Below are 20,480 nucleotides of genomic sequence, written 5' to 3'. Positions count from 1 at the left end.
TCGGCCCATGGTTCCACGCGGCCGGTGTCCCGCGCCTCCGTCGAATGACTGTAGGCGGACGCGGTCGGCCGACGGATCATGTCCCCTTGGGAGGCTGCGGGATGGTGCCGTTCATCCGGGCGCGGTTCTCCGCGAGCAGTTCCTGGACGCGCTTCTCGACCTCCACGGGGTCGACGCCGAGGGCCCGGCCCATGTGGATGGACCACACCTCCGAGCGCACGTTGGTCTCGAAGTCGAGGTCGGCGCGGACGTTCTCGCGGGCGGCCTGCCGGTTCTGGCTCACCATCACGAAGGTGGACAGGAAGATCGCCTCCAGGCTGACGATCATGGTGAGCAGTCCGAAGGGGAACGGGTCCCAGATCGCGCCTTCGCCGAACACGCCCTCGTTGAACACGATCCAGACCGTGAACCACAGGGCGTGCAGGTACACGAACATCATGGTTCCGGCGAATGCGGTGATCGCGTCCGCGATGCGGTCCTGGGTGCCGCGCAGCTGCGCGAGGACGTCCTGTTCGTTGACGATCCGTAGGGCCGGTCGCTTCGGCGATGTGCTCATGGCCATTCTCCTGCCAGGTGTCCGACGATGATCGCAGCGTACGGGGGCCGATGGCGCCATCGGGGGTGCCGCGAAAGGTCGTGCGGCGGCTGCGGGTGTGTGGGAGCTGGTCGCGCAGTTCCCCGCGCCCCTGAAGGGGCGCCTGCAGCTGGGGAGTTCTAGCGTTCGGTCACCTTGCCCGCGGCTACCTCCAGGCGGCGGGTGACGCGGACCGCGTCCAGCATGCGGCGGTCGTGGGTGACCAGGAGGAGGGTGCCCTCGTAGGCGTCCAGGGCCGATTCCAGCTGCTCGATCGCCGGGAGGTCGAGGTGGTTCGTCGGCTCGTCCAGGACGAGGAGGTTGACGCCGCGGCCCTGGAGCAGGGCCAGGGCGGCGCGGGTGCGTTCGCCCGGGGAGAGCGTGGCCGCCGATCGCAGTACGTGGTCCTGCTTGAGGCCGAACTTGGCGAGGAGGGTGCGGACTTCGACGGGTTCGGTGTCGGGTACGGCCGCGCAGAAGGCGTCCAGCAGGGACTCGGTGCCGTGGAAGATCTTGCGCGCCTGGTCGACCTCGCCGACCAGCACGCCCGGGCCGAGGGCCGCGTGCCCGGCGGCCGGCTCCACCCGGCCCAGCAGCACGGCGAGCAGCGTCGACTTGCCCGCGCCGTTCGCGCCGGTCACCGCGACCCGGTCCGCCCAGTCGATCTGGAGGGACACCGGTCCGAAGGTGAAGTCGCCGCGCCGTACCTCCGCGTCCCGCAGGGTGGCGACGACGGCGCCGGAGCGCGGGGCCGCCGCGATCTCCATGCGCAGTTCCCACTCCTTGCGGGGCTCCTCGACGACCTCCAGGCGTTCGATCATGCGCTGGGTCTGGCGGGCCTTGGCGGCCTGCTTCTCGCTGGCCTCGCTGCGGAACTTGCGGCCGATCTTGTCGTTGTCGTTGGACGCCTTGCGCCGGGCGTTCTTGACGCCCTTGTCCATCCAGCCGCGCTGCATCTGGGCGCGGTCCTGGAGGGCGGCCTTCTTGTCGGCGTACTCGTCGTAGTCCTCACGGGCGTGCCGGCGGGCCACGTCGCGTTCCTCCAGGTAGGCGTCGTAGCCGCCGCCGTAGAGGTTGATCTGGTTCTGGGCCAGGTCGAGTTCGAGGACCTTGGTGACGGTGCGGGTGAGGAACTCGCGGTCGTGGCTGACCACGACCGTGCCGGCGCGCAGGCCGGTCACGAAGCGTTCGAGGCGTTCCAGGCCGTCCAGGTCGAGGTCGTTGGTGGGCTCGTCGAGGAGGAAGACGTCGTAGCGGGAGAGGAGGAGGGAGGCGAGGCCCGCGCGGGCGGCCTGGCCGCCGGAGAGGGAGGTCATCGGCTGGTCGAGGTCGACGGCCAGGCCGAGGGTGTCGGCGACCTCCTCGGCCCGCTCCTCCAGGTCGGCGCCGCCGAGGTCGAGCCAGCGTTCCAGGCTCACGGCGTAGGCGTCGTCGGCGCCCGGTGCCCCGTCGACCAGGGCCTGGGTCGCCTCGTCCATCACGCGCTGGGCCTCGGCGACCCCGGTGCGCCGGGCGAGGAAGCCGCGCACGGTCTCGCCCGGCCGCCGCTCCGGCTCCTGGGGCAGGTGGCCGACGGTCGCGGTCGGCGGGGAGAGCCGCAGTTCGCCCTGTTCGGGGGCGGTGAGCCCGGCGAGCAGCCGGAGCAGGGTGGACTTGCCCGCGCCGTTGGCACCGACGAGACCGATCACGTCACCGGGCGCGACGACGAGGTCGAGCCCGGAGAAGAGCGAGCGGTCGCCGTGCCCGGCGGCGAGGTTCTTGGCGACGAGGGTGGCAGTCATCAGAACGCCGATCCTAATCTGCCGGGCGACCCGGACCCGGCCCTGTTCTCCCCCGGTCAGCGCTCGGGCGCCGCCACCAGCACGCTCCCGGCGGTGCGGGCCACGACGAAGGAGCCGCCCCTGGCCGCCCTGCCGTCCAGGGGGATGCGGTGGCGGCCGGGTTCCAGGACTCCGTCGAAGAGTTCGTGGGTGCGGGGGCGGGAGAGGCGGTCGAGGCGGTACGACGTGAGCCGCACCCGGCAGGGCGAGGTGACCTCGATGCCGGCGGTGCCGTCGGCGGCGACCAGCCGGGCCAGCCGGCGCTGCGGGAGCGGGCTGCGGTCGAGGGCGTGTTCGATCTGGGCGACGAGGAGCGGGACGATCGGGGCGAGTCCGTCGATGTAGGCCACCGTCACGCCCGCCCGCTCGAACGCCTGGCGTACGGCGGTCCGCTCGGCCTCGGCGACCGCGGGGCCGAAGGCGACGGCCGCGTAGCCGCGGAGTTCCTCGGCGGGGACGCCGTCGGCGTCGCGGGTGATGTCGGCTGCGATGCCGATGGCGCGCAGGGCGGCGGCCAGCTTGGCGAGGAGGGCGACGCGGGCGCCGATCAGCAGCACCCGGCGGCCGGGCGGCGGGCCGGAGTCTTCGAGGAGGGCGCCGAGGGCCTCGCGGTACTCGGGGCCGTGGAAGCGGAACGGGCCGATGCCGTGGTAGCCGTTGAGCTCCAGGTCGGCGTGTTCGGAGGTCTGCCAGGCGAAGTCCCGCCAGATGTAGTCGTCGCCGTCGTGCTCGATGACCGCGGTGACCGCGCCGCAGGCCAGGTCCTCGCACTCGGGACAGCCGTAGACGACGTACCGGCCGTCGGGCAGCGGGGCCTCGGACTCCAGTAAGAGGCTGCGGACCTGGGCGGTGAAGATCGCGGGCGGCACGTCGGAGGCGAGCGGGGAGACGGCGTCCAGGTCGGAGAGCTGGAACAGCAGCGGGTGACCGTCGACGACGAAGTCCACGAAGTCCCGGTGGAGCTGGTAGCCGCCGTCGGCGAGGACACCGCCGGCGCGCATCGCCGGGGCCAGGCCGAAGGTCGCGTATGCGGCAGACATGCTGTGAGTATCCCCAGAGCGGGACGATCTGAGCGCGGCATGACATATTCCGCTAACGTCACGGTGTGCGGTCTGAGCTGAGTGACGAAGTGATCGTGGTCGGCGGCGGGGTCGTCGGACTGACCACGGCGGTGGTGCTGGCCGAGGGCGGACGCCGGGTGCGGGTGTGGGCCCGGGAGACCGGCGGGCGTACGACCTCGGCCGTCGCCGGCGCGCTGTGGTGGCCGTACCGCATCGAGCCGGAGGCACTGGTCGGGGAATGGGCGCTCGCCTCCCTTGTCGTGTACGAGGCGCTGGCGGCGCGGCCGGAGGAGACGGGCGTACGCCTGGTCGAGGGCGTACACGACGGCCTGCGGCTGGACGGGCTGGGGGCGTGGGCGGCGGAGGTGCCGGGGCTGGCGGAGACCGCCGAAGGTCTGACGGCCCGGCTGCCGTTGATCGACATGCCGGTCCATCTGGGGTGGCTGCGCGAGCGGTTGGAGCGGGCGGGCGGGACCGTCGAGGAGCGGGTGGTGGAGTCGCTGGACGAGGTGCCCGCGGCGGTGGTGGTCAACTGCACCGGGCTCGGGGCCCGTTCGCTCGTCCCGGATCCGGCGGTGCGTCCGGTGCGCGGGCAGCTGGTCGTGGTGGAGAACCCCGGGATCAGCACCTGGTACACGTCCGACGAGGGGGAAGGGGGCGCCTCCGCGTACTTCTTCCCGCAGCCCGGCGGGCTGCTGCTCGGGGGTACGGCGGAGGAGGACGCCTGGTCGCTGGAGCCGGATCCGGAGGTGGCGGCCGGGATCGTGGCGCGCTGTGCGGCGGTCCGGCCGGAGATCGCCGGGGCGCGGGTGCTGGCGCACCGGGTGGGGCTGCGGCCGTACCGGTCGGCGGTCCGGCTGGAGCACGAGCTACGGCCGGGCGGCCGGGTGGTGGTCCACAACTACGGGCACGGCGGGGCCGGGATCACGGTCGCCTGGGGATGTGCGCGGGAGGCGGCCGGGCTGGTGGACACCGGCCCGGCCGCCTGACCGGTCAGCTCGCGGGGACGCGCTGGACGGTGCGCGGGGCGCGCACGCCGTGCAGGGCGGTCTTCCCGGGCGCGGTCCACCGGGCGGAGGTGGCGCGGGTGAACGCGTCCGCGCCGCCGACCAGCGGGACCCTGGCCGTCGTCCGGGACAGGTCCACGGTGAGCGTCGGGGTGGTGGACGGCGGGTCGATGAGGTCCTTGTCCGTGCCCGCGACGATCAGCGCCAGCCGGTGGCCCTTGGGTACGACGTGGTCGGTGGCCGCCAGGTCGAGCGTGATCGTGTAGGCCTTGCCCGGGGTGAGCGGGACGCCCTTGCCGGGGTCGGCGTAGGTGCCGAGGTCGGCCCAGCCGCGGCTGAAGACGGTGTAGTCGACGGCCTTGGTCTTTGCCGCGGTCCTCAGGAAGCAGGCGCTGTCACCGGCCGTGCTCTCGCCCCAGCAGGTGCGGTCGGTGAGGGTGGTGATGCCCTCGGCGCCGTCGGCGTAGTCGCGGATGGTGTCCGGGCCGAGGTCGACCAGGACGGCGGTCAGGTGGGCCGTCGAGGTGGTCGGCGTGGCGGTGACGGTCACCTTGGACGAGCCGGACAGCCGCAGGTCCCGGGTGAGCGGCGCGGTGAGGAAGCCGGCCTTGTCGGAGGTGGGGGTGGCGAGCTGGGCGGCCCAGTCGGTCTCGCTCTGCTGCGGGTCGTCCGTGAACGTCTCGGTGCCGGATCCCTTGTGCAGGCCGAGGGTGCCGACGCCCGCCTGGGTGCCGGCGGCGGGGCGCAGGGTGGTGGCCCGGGTGCCGCGCGGCGGCCAGACGGACGAGGTCACCCACTGGTCGGGATGGCGCTCGATGTCGGCCATCGGCTGCCGGTCGATGCCGTTGTCGTAGCCGAGGAGTTCGTGGTCGAACCAGCGGTGCAGGGTGTCGACCCAGGCACCGCGCCGGTAGTCGAAGGGGTCGACGTGCCCGGTCTGGGAGAGCCAGATCTTGCGCTCGACGCCGTTCTTGGCGAGAGCGTCCCACCACTGGCCGAAGTGCTTGGTGCGGACGTTGAGGTCCTGCATGCCGTGCACGAGGAAGACGCTGGCCGTCACCTTGGCGGCGTCCTTGACGTAGTCGCGCTCGGTCCACAGGTCGGTCCAGTCGCCGCTGCGCGGGGCGCCGTCGATCAGCTTCTGCTGGACGGCACCGCACTTGGCGTAGGCGTCGTCGCTCTCCACCGCGCCGGCCAGCCAGTCGGGGCCGGAGTCGTAGAGCGGGGCGCCCTGGGCGAAGTAGTAGTCGTACCAGGAGGAGATCGCGCTGATCGGGACGATCGTCCTGAGTCCCTTGACGCCGGTGGCGGCCACGCCGTTGGCGATGGTGCCGTCCCAGCTCTTGCCGATCATGCCGGTCTTCCCGTTGGTCCAGCTCGCCTTGACGGTGGTGGTGCCGGTGCGGCTGCTGTAGGCCTTGGCGCGGCCGTTGAGCCAGTCGATGACGGCCTTCGCGGACTGGATGTCGGAGCGGCCGCCGATGTCGATGCAGCCGTCGGAGCGGTTGGTGCCGGCCAGGTCGACGCCGACGAAGGCGTAGCCGCGCGGCACGAAGTAGTTGTCGTAGAAGAGCGGCATCTGGACGACGTTCCCGCCCGCGTCGTACGTCTTCAGCTGGCTCTCGTTGCCGCGGCCGCAGCAGGAGTAGTAGGGGCTGGCGTCCATGATGACCGGCACCTTGCGGCCCTGTGCGGCGGGTTCGGAGGGCCGGACGATGTCGGCGGCGACCCGGTCGGTCCTCCCGTCGCCGTCGGAGTCGAGGCCGGTGTCCACCCAGACGGCCTCGCGGATGGCGTTCGCGTACGAGTAGACGGGCCGGCTCTCGCGAGGGGCGCCGGAAGCCTGGGCCGCGGCCGGGGTGAGGAAGGCGGCGATCAGGGCTGCGACGGCCGCGACGGCGAGCGGTCTCCAGATCGTGAAGCGCGTGCGTTTCGGCATGGGGCGGACGCTACCCGGGTCAACTCCCGTGCAGAAGGGGGCATCTGGGGGACCGTCAGACGGATTGCGGCCGAATGGCGATCGTGTGACAGCAGGTGCCGTGGACAGGCCAGGGGCCACAGGGACTGAATAGGCTCCGAACAGTTTCGTGCTCCATCGACTTGGCGCTGCCGCCGCGGTGTGGCGGCTGCGCCTCGGCCCCCTACCGACCTGGAGTTCTCTTGCACCGCAGAATCCTCGCGCCGGGCGCCCTCGCGGCGGCCTCCCTGCTGCTGGCGATCCCGGCATCGGCCGCGAGCTACAGCCCCGGCGCGCCGGGCATCGGCGACCCCTACTACCCGTACTACGGCAACGGCGGTTACGACGTCTCCCACTACGACCTCCGCCTGCAGTACCAGCCGGCCACCGACGAGCTGGCCGGTACGGCGACGATCCTGGCGCGCACCACGCAGGACCTGTCCAGCTTCGACCTGGACTTCCTGCTGGACGTCAGCGAGGTACGGGTCAACGGGGTGAAGGCGGACTTCGCCACGTCCGGTCAGCACGAACTGGTCGTCACCCCCAGGTCGCCGCTGGCGAAGGGCACGCAGGTCACCGTCCTCGTCCGCTACAGCGGAGTGCCGTCGACCAAGAGCGCGTACGGCTTCAGCACCTGGCACCGCACCCCGGACGGGGCGGTCGCGGCGGACGAGCCCGAGGCCGCCTGGTGGTGGTACCCGAGCAACGACCACCCGCTGGACAAGGCGACCTACGACGTGTCGGTGGCCGTCCCCGACGGCACCCAGGTCATCTCCAACGGCCTGCTCCAGTCGACGAGTTCGAAGCTCGGCTGGACCCGGTACAACTGGCGGCAGAACAAGCCGCAGGCGACCTACCTGACCACCCTGGCCGTCGGGAGGTTCGACATCACGACGGGCACCTCCGAGGGTGGAGTGCCGGTCGTCAACGCCTACAGCAAGGACCTCGGCGACAACGACGGGGCGGCCCGCGCGAGCGTGGAGCGCACCGGGGAACTCGTCGACTGGCTCTCCGGCTACTTCGGGCCGTATCCCTTCAGCTCGGCCGGCGGGTACGTGCCGAACACCACCACCGGGTACGCGCTGGAGACGCAGACCCGCGTCTACTACAGCCCGAAGCAGTTCGCGAACGGCGCCAACACGTCGGTGGTCGTCCATGAGCTGGCCCACCAGTGGTACGGCGACGACGTCTCCCTCAAGGGCTGGAAGGACATCTGGCTCAACGAGGGGTTCGCGCGGTATGCGCAGTGGCTGTGGTCGGAGCACGAGGGCGAGGGCACGACGCAGGAACTCGCCGACTACGTGTACGCGTCGCATCCGGCCGACGACGCGTTCTGGACGGTGAAGCCGGGGGATCCCGGCCCCGACGACCAGTTCGACATCGCTGTCTACGACCGGGGGGCGCTGGCCGTGCAGGCGCTGCGGAACGCGGTCGGTGACGACGCGTTCTTCGCGATCCTGAAGGGGTGGCCGCAGGAGCACGCGTACGGGAACGCTTCGGTGGCCGACTTCGAGGAGTACGCGGAGAAGGTGTCGGGGAAGTCGTTGTCGGGGTTGTTCGATGCGTGGCTGTTCCAGCCGACGAGGCCGGCGGCTCCAGCTTTCAAGGCGGCGGTGGCTCCGGTCCAGCCGAAGTCTTGGAAGCGGATCGAGGCTACGAACGACGTGCACTGAGGGGGTGCCGGGTTCGGTGGGTGGGGGGGGCTGCGGGCCGTGGGTGGCTGGGCGCGCAGTTCCCCGCGCCCCTGAAGGGGCGCCTGAGCGGGGCGTCTCCAGACAGCTAAAGGGGCGCTTCGTCGCCGTAGTCGTACACGGTGACCGGGATTTGTCGGGCCACCAGCCGCTCCTTTATCAACGGCTCGACGCGGGACCACTTGCCGCCCGCCAGGCCGCATCCGATGCGGGGCATGTGCACGGACGCGCCGCGTTCGGTCGCCTCCTCGGCGAGCTTGCCCAGGGCCGTGTCGATCGCCTCGTAGCGGACCGGTACGCCCTTGCTGCCGGTTCTGGTCCCCCGTTGGCCGATCATGTTGGCCACCCAGATGTAGCGCTCGACGCGGACCAGCTGGACCGCGCCCAGGCCGAAGTCGTTGTTCGCGCGGTCCCGGTGCCAGGCGCGGTAGGCCTTCTCGGGCTCCGGCCAGCGGCGGGAGAGGGCCAGCACGAAGCCCTTTCCCCAGCCCCCCAGGTCGTTGCAGACGTGGGCGATCACCTTGACGCCCTTGCCCGACGGCGTGGTGGCGTCACCCCGGATGTATGTGATCTCCGACATGACGCCACCGTAGGCGATGCCACTGACAGTGGACCTGACCTGCTACTTCGTGAGCCGGGTCAGCTCCTCGTCGGCCGCTCGGGAGACCCGGCGGCGGACGCCGAACCAGCCGGCCACCAGCAGGGCGGCGATCACCGGGATGAGCAGGAGGGTCTTGCGGCCGACCTCGGGGTCGTTGCCCATCATGCCGAGGCAGACCAGCAGGAAGGCGATCGTGGCGATCTCGGTGACCGGGCTGAAGCGGAGGCGGAACGCGGGGCGCTCGACCAGGCCGGCCTTCGCGCGGCGGACGAAGATCAGGTGGCAGAGCATGATGATCACCCAGGTGCTGATGATGCCGAGGGAGGCGACGTTCAGCACGATCTCGAAGGCCTGGCTGGGCATGAGGTAGTTGAGGCCGACGCCGAGCACGCAGACCGCGCAGGTCAGCAGGATGCCGCCGTAGGGGACCTGGCTGCGGTTCATGCGGGCGGTGAACTTCGGGGCCGAGCCGGCCACGGCCATGGAGCGCAGGATGCGGCCGGTGGAGTAGAGGCCGGAGTTGAGCGAGGACATCGCCGCGGTGAGGACCACCAGGTTCATCACGTCACCGGCGCCCGAGACGCCGATCTTGGAGAGGACGGTGACGAAGGGGCTCTCGTCGGCCGAGTACACCGAGCCGGGGAGCAGCAGGGCGAGCAGGACGACCGAGCCGACGTAGAAGAGGCCGACGCGCCACATGATCGAGTTCACCGCGCGCGGGACGACCTTCTCCGGTTCGGCGGTCTCGCCGGCCGCGACGCCGACCAGTTCCAGGGCCGCGTAGGCGAAGATCACGCCCTGCATGACCAGGACGACCGGCATCAGGCCGTGCGGGAGGACACCGCCGTGGTCGGAGACGACGCTCAGGCCCGGGGTCCGCCCGTCGACCTTGTGCTGGGTGGCCAGCAGGAAGATGCCGATCAGCATGAAGCCGACGAGGGTCGCGACCTTGATGATCGCGAACCAGAACTCCATCTCGCCGAAGATCTTCACGGAGATCAGGTTGACCGCCAGGACGACGGCGAGGGCGATCAGCGCGAGGGTCCACTGCGGGATGCTCGTGAACATCGACCAGTAGTGGGTGTAGAGCGCGATCGCGGTGATGTCCGCGATGCCGGTGGTCGACCAGTTGAGGAAGTACATCCAGCCGGCGACGTACGCGCCCTTCTCGCCGAGGAACTCGCGCGCGTACGACACGAAGGAGCCGGAGGAGGGGCGGTAGAGGACCAGCTCGCCGAGGGCGCGGACCACGAAGAAGGCGAAGACTCCGCAGACCAGGTAGGCGAGGGCGAGGGCCGGGCCGGCGTTGTGGAGGCGGCCGCCGGCGCCGAGGAAGAGGCCGGTGCCGATCGCGCCGCCGATGGCGATCATGTTGACGTGGCGGGCCTTGAGGTCCTTGCTGTAGCCGGCGTCGCCCGCGTCCGCGGGCGCCTGGGCCGCGTCGGTCCGGGTGGCGGCGGCCTGCGCCGTGTCCACGGAGTCCTTGCTCAAAGGTGGTTCCACTCTCTGGTGCGCCCGAGCGGATCGCGCTCGGGTGTCCGGACGTACTCGGCCGGCGCGCTCGTTGTGGGCACAGACCGAGGGGCCACCTTCCCCCGCGCACCAGGGCGTATGCGATGGCATAGATCACAGAGCGGGACTTCTCACAAGATCACGATCTTGTCGGGAAGGTGAACATCAGCCGAACACGTCGCATGCGGGACCTGGTGTCACAGTGCCGGTGTGACAGCGATACTGCTGCACATGACGACCGACACCGACGGCGGCTCCGGCGACCCGGCGCTCACGATCGACGAACTGGCCGCGCGGGCCGGCACCACGGTCCGCACGGTCCGCTTCTACGGCACCAAGGGGCTGCTGCCGCCGCCGGTGATCGGGCCGCGCCGGGTGGGTCACTACGGGCGCGAGCACCTGGCCCGGCTGGCGCTGATCGAGGAGTTGCAGTACCAGGGCATGACGCTGGCGGCGATCGAGCGCTACGTGCGGCAGCTGCCGCCCGGCCTGAGCCATCACGACCTGGCCATCCACCGGGCCGTGGTGGCCTCCTGGGCCCCGGACACCGAGGAGACCGTGACCGCCGCGGAGCTGCGGCGGCGGGCCGGGCGCCCGCTGGACGGGGAGGACGTCGAACGGCTCGTCGCCATGGACGTCGTACGGCCCGACGGGGACGGCTACCGCATCGACCCCGGCCTGCTCCGGCTCGCCGTCCAGCTCCTCGACGTGCCGCTGTCCGAGAAGGCGATCCTGGCCGCGCGCACGGTCCTGACCGAACACGCGCGGGCGGCCGCGCACGAGCTGTCGCAGCTGTTCCGGGCCGAGGTGGCGGAGCGGACCGAGGCGGACGTGAAGTCCCTGTCCGCGCACATGCAGCCGCTGGTGGTCCAGGCGCTGCTGACCGCGTTCCAGCGGTCGCTCAGCGCGGAGGTGCACCAGTGGCTCGACGGCTCCGGAGACGGATCCTGCGAAGGTTCCTGAGAAGGTTCCTGGGGAGGATCCGCTCCGCGCACCCGGCTCGGCGTCGGCTCAGCGGCCGTCCGTGAAGGTCTCCCCCTTCTCCGCCTTCTCGACCAGCAGCGCGGGCGGGGTGAACCGCTCGCCGTAGGTCTCGGCGAGTTCACGCGCGCGTGCCACGAAGCCGGGCAGGCCCCCTTCGTAGCCGTTGACGTACTGCAGGACGCCGCCGGTCCAGCCGGGGAAGCCGATGCCGAACAGCGAGCCGATGTTGGCGTCGGCGACCGAGGTGAGGACGCCCTCCTCCACGAGGCGCACGGTGTCCAGGGCCTCGGAGAAGAGCATCCGCTCCTGCATGTCCCGGAACGGGATCTCGTGGCCGGGCCTGGTGAAGTGCTCGCGCAGGCCGGGCCACAGGGCGGCGCGGCTGCCGTCCTCGGCGTAGTCGTAGAAGCCCGCTCCCCCGCTGCGGCCGGGGCGGCCGAACTCGTCGACCATGCGGTCGATGACCGCCTCGGCGGGGTGCGCGGTCCAGGTGCCGCCGGCCTCCTCGACGGCCAGCCGGGACTCGCGGCGGATCTTCTGCGGCAGGGTCAGGGTCAGCTCGTCCATCAGGGAGAGCACCTTGGCCGGGTAGCCGGCCTGGGCCGCCGCCTGCTCCACGGAGGCGGGCTCGATGCCCTCGCCGACCATGGCGACGCCCTCGTTGATGAAGTGGCCGATCACCCGGGAGGTGAAGAAGCCGCGCGAGTCGTTGACGACGATCGGCGTCTTGTTGATCTGCCGGACCAGGTCGAAGGCGCGGGCCAGGGCCTCGTCGCCGGTGCGCTCGCCCTTGATGATCTCGACGAGCGGCATCTTGTCGACGGGCGAGAAGAAGTGCAGGCCGATGAAGTCGGTCTGGCGCTCGACGCCCTCGGCGAGGGCGGTGATGGGCAGCGTGGAGGTGTTGGAGCAGAGCAGGGCGTCGGGGGCGACGACGGACTCGATCTCCTGGAAGACCTTGTGCTTGAGGGCGGTGTCCTCGAAGACGGCCTCGATGACCGCGTCGCAGCCGGCCAGGTCCTGCGGGTCTCCGGTGGGCGTGATGCGCGCGAGCAGGGCGTCCGCCTTCTCCTGGCTGGTGCGGCCCTTGGCGACGGCCTTGGCGCACAGCTTCTCGGAGTAGCCCTTGCCCTTCTGGGCGGCCTCGGCGGAGACGTCCTTGAGGACGACGTCGATGCCCGCGCGGGCGCACGAGTAGGCGATGCCTGCGCCCATCATGCCGGCGCCGAGGACGGCGACCTTGGTGACCTTGCGGGGCTCGACGCCCTTGGGGCGGTTGGCGCCGGAGTTGACGGCCTGGAGGTCGAAGAAGAACGCCTGGATCATGTTCTTCGACGTCTGCCCGGCGGCCAGCTCCACGAAGTAGCGGGCCTCGATGACCTGGGCGGTCTCGAAGTCGACCTGGCTGCCCTCGACGGCGGCGGCGAGGATGCGGCGCGGCGCCGGGTAGGGGGCGTTGTTGGTCTGCTTGCGCAGGCTGGCCGGGAAGGCGGGCAGGTTGGCGGCGAACTTGGGGTTGGCGGGCGTGCCGCCGGGGATCCGGTAGCCCGGCTTGTCCCAGGGCTGCTGCGACTCGGGGTTGGCGTCGATGAAGGCGCGGGCCTTGGCCAGCAGGTCCTCCGGCGACTGGGCCACCTCGTGGATGAGGCCGTTCTGCAACGCGCGCGTGGCGTTGTACTGGGTGCCCTGGAGGAGGACCTTCAGCAGGGCGTCGGCGATGCCGAGGAGGCGGACCGTGCGGACGACTCCGCCGCCGCCCGGGAGGAGGCCGAGGGTGACCTCGGGGCAGCCGATCTTGGTGCCGGGGGTGTCGAGGGCGACGCGGTGGTGGCAGGCGAGGGCGAGTTCGAAGCCGCCGCCCAGGGCCGCGCCGTTGATCGCGGCGACGACCGGCTTGCCGAGGGTCTCGATGCGGCGCAGGTTGCGCTTGACGCCGAGGCCGCCGTCGAAGAGGTCCTGGGCGGTCTCGGGGGTGACCCGGATGAGGTCGCGCAGGTCGCCGCCGGCGAAGAAGGTCTTCTTGGCGGAGGTGAAGACGACGCCCCGGATCGAGTCCTGCTCGGCCTCCAGGCGGTCGGTGACCGCGGCGAGGGACTCGGCGAAGGCCGCGTTCATGGTGTTCGCGGACTGGTTGGGGTCGTCCAGGACGAGGGTGACGACGCCGGTGTCGTCCTGTTCCCAGCGGATGGTGGTGCTCTCGGTCATGGGTCGTGTCTCCGTGAGGTCTCTTGGTTCCGCGGGGATGTCAGACGCGCTCGACGATGGTGGCGATGCCCATGCCGCCGCCGACGCAGAGGGTGGCGAGGCCGTAGCGCTTGTCCTGGCGCTCCAGTTCGTCGACGAGCGAGCCGAGGATCATCGCGCCGGTGGCGCCGAGCGGGTGGCCGAGCGCGATGGCGCCGCCGTTGACGTTGACCTTGTCCAGGGACAGGCCCATGTCCTTCACGAAGCGCAGCACGACCGCCGCGAACGCCTCGTTGATCTCGACCAGGTCGATGTCGTCGATGGTGAGACCGGCCTTGGCGAGCGCCTTGCGGGTGGCGGGGGCGGGGCCGGTGAGCATGATGGTCGGCTCGGAGCCGGAGACGGCGGCCGAGACGATCCGCGCGCGCGGGGTGAGGCCGTAGCGCTCGCCGATCTCCCTGGTGCCGATGGCCACCAGGGAGGCGCCGTCGACGATGCCGGAGGAGTTGCCCGCGTGGTGGACGTGGTCGATCTTCTCGACCCAGTGGTACTTCTGCAGGGCGACCGCGTCGAAGCCGCCCAGTTCGCCGATGTCGGCGAAGGAGGGCTTGAGCCTGGCGAGGGAGTCGGCGGTGGTGCCGGGGCGCAGGTGCTCGTCGTGGTCGAGGACGACCAGGCCCGCGCGGTCCTTCACGGGGACCACGGAACGCTCGAAGCGGCCCTCCTTCACGGCCGTCGCCGCGCGCTCCTGGGAGAGCGCCGCGTACTCATCGACGTCCCGCCGGGAGAAGCCCTCGATGGTGGCGATCAGGTCGGCGCCGATGCCCTGCGGCACGAAGTTGACGGCCAGGTTGGTCATCGGGTCGTTGAACCAGGCGCCGCCGTCCGAGGCCATCGGCACTCGCGACATCGACTCGACGCCGCCCGCGAGGACGAGGTCCTCGAAGCCCGAACGGACCTTGGCGGCGGCCATGTTGACGGCTTCCAGGCCGGACGCACAGAAGCGGTTCTCCTGCACGCCGGCGACCGTGTCCGGCAGTCCGGCGGCGATCGCGGCGATCCGCGCGATGTCGGAGCCCTGGTCGCCGACCGGGCCGACGACACCGAGCACGACGTCGTCGATGGCGGCCGGGTCGAGGTCCGGGAAGCGGTCGCGGATCTCGTGGATGAGTCCGACGACCAGGTCGATGGGCTTCGTGCCGTGCAGGGCGCCGTTCGCCTTGCCGCGGCCGCGCGGGGTGCGGATCGCGTCGTACACGTACGCTTCGGTGCTCACTGACAAGCCTTTCAACGAGGGTTTTTCACGAAACGAGAGTTTTCAGGAGGGGGCGGGTCAGAGCCAGTTCTTGACCGTCTCGACCAGGCGGGCCGGGTCCGGGCCGACGGGGGCGATCTCCAGCATGGTCACGCCCGCCTCGCGGAAGGCGGCGATGCGGTCCCGGACGTACCCCTCCGGGCCGCACAGGGATATGAGTTCGCAGAACTCGTCCGGCACGGCCGCCTCGGCCTCCTTCTTGCGGCCGGCGAGGTACAGCTCCTGGATGAGCCGGGCCTCCTTCTCGTAGCCGTACGCGACGGCGAGGTCGTTGTAGAAGTTCTTGCCGGGGGCGCCCATACCGCCGACGTAGAGGGCGATCCGGGGGCGGGCCAGGTCGCGTACGGCGGCCGCGTCCTCGCCGATGGCGAGCAGGCCGCCGGCGACGATCTTCAGCTCGCCGAGGGCCGGGTCCCGGCGGGCGGCGCCCTCCGCCAGGGGCGTGCCCCAGACCTGGTGGGCCTTCTCGGGGATGAACAGGGTGGGCAGCCAGCCGTCGGCGATCTCGGCGGTCATCCGGACGTTGGCGGGGCCCAGCGAGGCCACGTAGAGCGGGACGTCGGGGCGGACCGGCTTGGTGAGGATCTTCAGGGGCTTGCCGAGGCCGCCGGGGCGGGGCATGTCGGTGATGCCGTGGTGGTCGATGACCTCGCGGCGCAGGATCCGCCGGGTCAGCTCGATCGTCTCGCGGGTGCGGCCGAGCGGCTTGTCGTACGCCTTCCCGTGCCAGCCCTCGACGACCTGCGGGCCGGAGGCGCCGAGCCCGATGATCGCGCGGCCGCCGGAGACCGCGTCGAGGCCGGCGGCCGTCTGCGCGATGAGGGCGGGGGTGCGGGAGTAGACGTTGAGGATCGCGGAGCCGATCTTCATCCGTTCGGTGCGGGCGGCCAGGTAGCCCATGAGCGTGGGCGAGTCGAAGCCGTAGGCCTCCGCGACCCAGACCGCGTCGAGGCCCGCCGACTCCAGCGCGGCCGCCTGGTCCGCGGCGGCACGCGGGTCGCCCGCGTAGTCGAGGAAGGTCGAGAGCTCCATCAGGTGGCGTCCTTGTCGTGGTGTCGGTCGGCGTCGTGGTCGGCGTGGTCGTCGAAGTCGTCGTGGTCGTCGAGGAGTGCCGGTACGTCCCAGTCGCGAGCCACCTCGGCGGTGGCCGCGCCCGGGCGGGCGGGGGCGGTGCGCACGGCCGTGGGGGTCGCGGAGAAGCGCGGGGCGGGGGCCGGCTGGGTGATGCCGCCGTGGTCGGTGAACGTGCCGCGGGCGGCGAGGTGGGGGTGGTGCGGGGCCTCGCGGAGGGAGAGGACGGGGGCCACGCAGGCGTCGGAGCCCTCGAAGACCGCCGTCCACTCGTCCCGGGTACGGGCCTTGAAGCGGGCGGCGACGCGCTCGCGCAGCTCGCCCCAGCGGGTCCAGTCCTTGCGGGCGTCGGCCAGGTCGTCCAGGCCGCCGAGCAGCTGCAGGAACTCGGCGTAGAACTGGGGCTCCAGGGCGCCGACCGCCATGTGGCCGCCGTCGGCGGTCTCGTAGGTGCCGTAGTACGGGCAGCCGCCGTCCAGCAGGTTGGCCCCGCGCCGGTCCTGCCAGCCGCCCGCGGCCACCATGCCGTGGATCATCGCGGAGAGGTGCGCGGTGCCGTCCACGATGGCGGCGTCCACGACCTGGCCGGTGCCGGTCGCGTGCGCGTGGTGCAGCGCGGCCAGGACGCCGACGACCAGGTACAGGGAACCGCCGGCGTAGTCGCCGAGCAGGTTGGCGGGGACGGCCGGGGGCTCGTCGGGGCGGCCGATCATGCCGAGGGTGCCGGTGAGGGCGATGTAGGCGATGTCGTGGCCCGCGCGGTGCGCGAGGGGCCCCTGCTGGCCCCAGCCGGTCATCCGGCCGTAGACCAGGCGCGGGTTGCGGGCGTGGCAGTCCTCGGGGCCGACGCCGAGCCGCTCGGCGACGCCGGGGCGGTAGCCCTCGATCAGGATGTCGGCGCGCGCGGCCAGGTCGAGGACGCGGGCGGGACCGTCCGGGGACTTGAGGTCGACGAGCACCGAGCGCTTGTTGCGGTTGGTGACGTCGTACGCCGGGTCGATGGCGAGCCCGGGGCCGCCGGGCCGGTCGACGCGGACCACGTCGGCGCCCAGGTCGGCGAGGAGCATCGCGGCGAACGGGCCGGGGCCGATACCGGCCAGCTCGACCACGCGCACGCCGGAGAGCGGGCCGTGTCCTGGCGTCCCTGCCGTGGTCATGCCGCCCCCAGTCATGTGACACAACTGATGTAACACCGACGATGCTAAGAACACGTTCCACTGGGCACAAGAGTGGACGAGCAAGCGCTTAGTCAAGATACCCGGTGGGGGTGCGTCCGCACTCCTCACGCTAGCCTCAGCCACCGACAACGGCACGGGTTGCACGACCGAGAGGTGTCATGAGCAGGCTGAAGACGACGGACCGTCCCTACGACCTCGTGCTCTTCGGAGCCACCGGCTTCGTCGGCGAGCTCACCGCCGAGTACCTCGCCGCGCACGCGCCGGAAGGCCTGCGCTGGGCCCTCGCGGCCCGGGACGAGGGCCGGCTGGAGGCGCTGCGCGAGCGGCTGCCGGGCGGCGCGGCGGTCGGGGTGCTGCGCGCGGACGTCGCGGAGCCCGCCACGGTCCGCGCCCTCGCCGAGCACGCGCGCGTGGTGGCCACGACGGTCGGCCCCTACGGCCGCTACGGCGAGGACCTGGTCGCGGCCTGCGCGGACACCGGCGCCGACTACCTGGACCTGTGCGGCGAGCCGGAGTTCGTGGACCTGACGTACGTCCGGCACGACGCACGCGCGCGTGAGACGGGCGCCCGCCTGGTGCACGCGTGCGGTTTCGACTCGGTCCCGCACGACCTGGGTGCCTACTTCACGGTCCGGCAGCTGCCGGAGGGGGTGCCGCTGACCGTGGACGGGTTCGTGACCGCCGACGCGACCTTCTCCGGCGGCACCTTCGCCTCCGCGCTGGACCAGTTCGCGCGTCCCCGGCAGATGCTCGCCGCGGCACGGGACCGCGCCCGGCACGAGCCCCGGCTGCTGGGCCGCCGGGCGAGCGCGCCGACGGGCGTCCCGCGCTTCGCGTCCGAGGTCGGCGCCTGGGCGCTGCCGCTGCCGACCATAGACGCCCAGATCGTGCGCCGTTCGGCGCGGGCCCTGGACCGCTACGGCCCCGACTTCCGCTACCGGCACTACGCGGCCGTCAGGCACCTGCCGATGGCGCTCGGCGGGATCGCGGCCGTCGGCGCGGTCACCGCGGCCGCCCAGCTGCCGCCGGCCCGGCGCTGGCTGTCGGACCGGCTCAGGCCCGGGGAGGGGCCGGACGCCGAGAAGCGGGCCCGCAGCTGGTTCACGGTCAGGTTCGTCGGCGAGGGCGGCGGACGACGGGTCTTCACCGAGGTCTCGGGCGGGGATCCCGGCTACGGCGAGACCGCGAAGATGTTCGCGGAGGCCGCCCTGTCGCTGGCCTTCGACGACCTGCCGCCGACGGCCGGCCAGGTCACCACCGCGCAGGCGATGGGCGACGCGCTGACCGAGCGGCTGCGCGCGGCCGGGATCGGCTTCCGGGTGGCGGCGACCCGCTGAACGCCTAGGACTGCCACTGGATCACGGTGTAGAGCATCCCGGCCATCCACCCGAACCCCACCACCACGGCGAGGACCAGCGCGGCCGTCACCGTGCGCTCGACGGGCTGGGCGGAGGCGGCAACGGACTCGAGGGTGCGGTGTGCGGTCATGCGGAAAGCCTGCCGCCGGACTGTAACGACAGCATCCGTACTCGTACTCAGAATCGCTACTCAGGCCTGGGCTTCACGCAGCGCACTGCGGCACAGCGCGTCCGCGCGGCGGGTGGTCTCGGGCAGGCGGTACTCCGGGGTGAGCGCGAGCGTGTGGGCGCAGGCGTTGCCGAGGCCCACCCGGTGGCCGACGGAGACGAACACCGGTTTCACGCCGTCCCGGGTGCGCAGGGCGCGGCCGACCTCCTCGGCGCCGGCGAGGAGCGGGGCGTGGCTGCCGCGCGGGGCGTCGGGGTCGTCGTAGGCGAAGGTGAACGGGTTCTTGGCGACGCCGATGGTGGGCAGGCCGGTGAGGACGCCCAGGTGGCTGGCGAGGCCGAAGCGGCGCGGATGGGCGAGGCCGTAGCCGTCGCAGACGACCAGGCCCGGCGGGCAGGGCAGGGCGTCGAGGGCGGCCCGCACGGTCGGGATCTCGCGGAAGGCGAGCAGTCCCGGCACGTACGGGAAGGAGACCCGGCCGACGGCGGTGGCCTCGGCGACGACCTCCAGGGTCGCCGCGTCCAGGACGACGGCCGCGGCGGCCACCAGGTCGCGCTCGTCGTCGTAGGCCACGTCGACGCCGGTGACGTGCCCGGTGCCGGGCGCCGGGCCCGGCTCGTCGAGGACCACCCGCCCCCGCAGCTCGTCCTGCACGGCCAGGGCCGCTTCCTCGGTCGCGGGCCAGCCCGCGGGTACGCCTACGGTCGTCGTCATGGTGGGCACGAGCGTACGGCCCGCCACGCGCGCGTGCGCCGACGGGTCGTGACGGTCCGGCTAGTTCTCCAGCCGTGCCGCCCGCCCCTGTTCGCCGGCCGCCCAGCAGCTCAGGTCCGGCGTGCACGCCACGGTGTCGTACGAACCGGTGTCGACGGTGCGCCAGGTGCGGCCGCCGTCGGTGGTCAGGTCGGTGCCGGTGGGGCCGACGGCGAGGGCCGTGGTGCGGCTGTGCGGGAGCCAGGCGACGCCCGAGCGGTAGGCGGGCGGCGGGGCGGCGGCGGGCCGCCAGCTGCGGCCGCCGTCCGGGGTGACCGCGGCCGCCCGCGGCGAGGCCTGGTCGGCGCGGTAGTCGCCGCCGACCGCGAGGCCGTGGGTGCGGTCGCGGAAGGCGACGGCGAAGACGCCCTTGGCCGGGTCGCCCGCCGGGATCGTGGTGTCGGCGGCGGTCCAGGTCAGGCCGCGGTCGGTGGAGTGCAGCACGCGCGCGTGCGCGCCGCCGCCGGTGGCCAGCCAGGCGTCCTTCGGCCCGGAGGTGACCAGGCACTGGCCGCTCGCCGCGAAGCCCGCCTCGCCCGCCAGGGCGGCCGGCATGCCGTCGTCCGGCAGCACCCGCCAGGAGCGGCCGCCGTCACTGGTCGACAGGATGCGGAACTTCCCGTCGACCGGGTCGCTCATGGCGAGGCCGTGGCGGCGGTCGAAGAAGGCCATGCAGTCGTAGAAGGCGGCGGGGTCGGTGTTGCGGAAGGACTCCGTCCAGGTCCGGCCGCCGTCCTCGGTGCGGTAGACCCGGGACGCCTCGCCCTCGCCGATGGCCAGCACCACCGCGCGGTGCGCGTCGAACGCCTCGACGTCCCGGAACTGGAGGTCGCCCGCGCCCGGCGGGGAGACGTTCCGCCAGCTCGTCCCGCCGTCCGTGGTGCGCAGCACGGTGCCGCCGGTACCGGCCAGCCATGCGGTGTCCCGGTCGACGGGGGCCAGGCCCCGGAACCGCACGTCCGGGCTGCCGGTGTCCTTGAGCGCCCAGTGCGGCGCCCTGGTCGTGGCCTGTGCGGAACCGGCGGTCAGCGCGGCCAGCGCCGCCGCGCACGCCACCCCCACCACGGCCGCCCGGCCGGTACGTCGGGCTCGTCCTGTGCGTCGCGTGCTCCCCAAGCGCCTCATGGCGCGCGAAGCTAGCCGACCGCCACGGCGCCGTCCAGAGGGCCCCGCGGCCCCTCGTGGCAGGTAAGCCCCGGGTGTGAATAGCGCCGGTGACGGAGGTCACTCGCTCTTCGCGTGCAC

At 72.3% G+C, this 20,480-nt stretch carries 17 protein-coding genes; 4 read left to right on the top strand and 13 right to left on the bottom strand.

Features of this window, described 5'->3' with window-relative positions; all coding sequences use genetic code 11:
* Window positions 1–76: 76 nt before the first annotated feature.
* The 3 genes from ACFZB3_RS04585 to ACFZB3_RS04575 form a co-directional block, all read right to left on the bottom strand.
* Window positions 77–556 (bottom strand): DUF1003 domain-containing protein, encoded by a 480-nt coding sequence (locus ACFZB3_RS04585; RefSeq protein WP_391369475.1) that lies wholly within the window; start codon window positions 554–556, stop codon window positions 77–79.
* A 158-nt stretch (window positions 557–714) separates the two neighbouring features.
* Window positions 715–2,355 (bottom strand): ATP-binding cassette domain-containing protein, encoded by a 1,641-nt coding sequence (locus tag ACFZB3_RS04580; protein WP_391369473.1) that lies wholly within the window; start codon window positions 2,353–2,355, stop codon window positions 715–717.
* Window positions 2,356–2,411: 56 nt separating this feature from the next.
* On the bottom strand, window positions 2,412–3,434 hold the full coding sequence (locus ACFZB3_RS04575; protein ID WP_391369471.1) for an oxidoreductase: 1,023 nt from the start codon (window positions 3,432–3,434) through the stop codon (window positions 2,412–2,414).
* 65 nt (window positions 3,435–3,499) lie between these two features.
* Here ACFZB3_RS04575 and ACFZB3_RS04570 point away from each other — a divergent pair, with 65 nt between their 5' ends.
* Window positions 3,500–4,444 (top strand): FAD-dependent oxidoreductase, encoded by a 945-nt coding sequence (locus tag ACFZB3_RS04570; protein ID WP_391369468.1) that lies wholly within the window; start codon window positions 3,500–3,502, stop codon window positions 4,442–4,444.
* A 4-nt stretch (window positions 4,445–4,448) separates the two neighbouring features.
* Here ACFZB3_RS04570 and ACFZB3_RS04565 read toward each other — a convergent pair whose 3' ends face one another.
* Entirely contained in the window at window positions 4,449–6,401 is a 1,953-nt protein-coding gene (locus tag ACFZB3_RS04565; RefSeq protein WP_391369465.1) for a Xaa-Pro dipeptidyl-peptidase, read from the bottom strand.
* A 221-nt stretch (window positions 6,402–6,622) separates the two neighbouring features.
* Between ACFZB3_RS04565 and ACFZB3_RS04560 the strand changes: the two genes are divergently transcribed.
* On the top strand, window positions 6,623–8,092 hold the full coding sequence (locus ACFZB3_RS04560) for a M1 family aminopeptidase (RefSeq protein ID WP_391369462.1): 1,470 nt from the start codon (window positions 6,623–6,625) through the stop codon (window positions 8,090–8,092).
* Between the two features lie 106 nt (window positions 8,093–8,198).
* Here ACFZB3_RS04560 and ACFZB3_RS04555 read toward each other — a convergent pair whose 3' ends face one another.
* Complete coding sequence (locus ACFZB3_RS04555; protein WP_391369456.1) at window positions 8,199–8,690, bottom strand: macro domain-containing protein; 492 nt, start codon at window positions 8,688–8,690, stop codon at window positions 8,199–8,201.
* Between the two features lie 42 nt (window positions 8,691–8,732).
* Window positions 8,733–10,202 (bottom strand): amino acid permease, encoded by a 1,470-nt coding sequence (locus tag ACFZB3_RS04550; RefSeq protein ID WP_391369453.1) that lies wholly within the window; start codon window positions 10,200–10,202, stop codon window positions 8,733–8,735.
* Between the two features lie 252 nt (window positions 10,203–10,454).
* Between ACFZB3_RS04550 and ACFZB3_RS04545 the strand changes: the two genes are divergently transcribed.
* Complete coding sequence (locus ACFZB3_RS04545) at window positions 10,455–11,186, top strand: MerR family transcriptional regulator (protein WP_391369784.1); 732 nt, start codon at window positions 10,455–10,457, stop codon at window positions 11,184–11,186.
* Between the two features lie 48 nt (window positions 11,187–11,234).
* On the opposite strand, the gene ACFZB3_RS04540 is transcribed toward ACFZB3_RS04545, so the two are convergent.
* The 4 genes from ACFZB3_RS04540 to ACFZB3_RS04525 are packed head-to-tail and all read right to left on the bottom strand — an operon-like array spanning window position 11,235 to window position 16,934.
* A complete protein-coding gene (locus tag ACFZB3_RS04540) occupies window positions 11,235–13,412 on the bottom strand; it encodes a 3-hydroxyacyl-CoA dehydrogenase NAD-binding domain-containing protein (RefSeq protein WP_391369450.1) in 2,178 nt (725 codons plus the stop codon).
* 40 nt (window positions 13,413–13,452) lie between these two features.
* Entirely contained in the window at window positions 13,453–14,667 is a 1,215-nt protein-coding gene (locus tag ACFZB3_RS04535) for an acetyl-CoA C-acetyltransferase (RefSeq protein WP_391369447.1), read from the bottom strand.
* A 57-nt stretch (window positions 14,668–14,724) separates the two neighbouring features.
* Window positions 14,725–15,738, bottom strand: a complete 1,014-nt coding sequence (locus tag ACFZB3_RS04530) for an LLM class F420-dependent oxidoreductase (protein ID WP_384041945.1) — start codon at window positions 15,736–15,738, stop codon at window positions 14,725–14,727.
* Window positions 15,738–16,934, bottom strand: coding sequence for a CoA transferase (locus tag ACFZB3_RS04525; protein ID WP_391369443.1), 1,197 nt, complete (start codon window positions 16,932–16,934; stop codon window positions 15,738–15,740). Before ACFZB3_RS04525 ends, ACFZB3_RS04530 begins: the two co-directional genes overlap by 1 nt.
* A gap of 179 nt (window positions 16,935–17,113) precedes the next feature.
* Here ACFZB3_RS04525 and ACFZB3_RS04520 point away from each other — a divergent pair, with 179 nt between their 5' ends.
* Window positions 17,114–18,292 (top strand): saccharopine dehydrogenase NADP-binding domain-containing protein, encoded by a 1,179-nt coding sequence (locus ACFZB3_RS04520; RefSeq protein WP_391369440.1) that lies wholly within the window; start codon window positions 17,114–17,116, stop codon window positions 18,290–18,292.
* A gap of 4 nt (window positions 18,293–18,296) precedes the next feature.
* On the opposite strand, the gene mmpA is transcribed toward ACFZB3_RS04520, so the two are convergent.
* From mmpA to ACFZB3_RS04505, 3 genes are read right to left on the bottom strand one after another with little or no spacing between them, the layout of a single operon-like run.
* Window positions 18,297–18,443: a morphogenic membrane protein MmpA gene (gene mmpA / locus ACFZB3_RS04515; RefSeq protein ID WP_391369438.1), complete on the bottom strand. Its 147-nt coding sequence runs from the start codon at window positions 18,441–18,443 to the stop codon at window positions 18,297–18,299.
* Between the two features lie 60 nt (window positions 18,444–18,503).
* A complete protein-coding gene (locus ACFZB3_RS04510) occupies window positions 18,504–19,196 on the bottom strand; it encodes an endonuclease V (protein ID WP_391369435.1) in 693 nt (230 codons plus the stop codon).
* 60 nt (window positions 19,197–19,256) lie between these two features.
* Window positions 19,257–20,360, bottom strand: a complete 1,104-nt coding sequence (locus ACFZB3_RS04505) for a WD40/YVTN/BNR-like repeat-containing protein (RefSeq protein WP_391369432.1) — start codon at window positions 20,358–20,360, stop codon at window positions 19,257–19,259.
* Between the last annotated feature and the right edge of the window lie 120 nt (window positions 20,361–20,480).

Origin of the sequence: Streptomyces sp. NPDC008092, from assembly GCF_042957285.1 — a bacterium.
Classification (GTDB): domain Bacteria; phylum Actinomycetota; class Actinomycetes; order Streptomycetales; family Streptomycetaceae; genus Streptomyces.
This window is presented reverse-complemented; position numbering and strand designations above follow the sequence as displayed.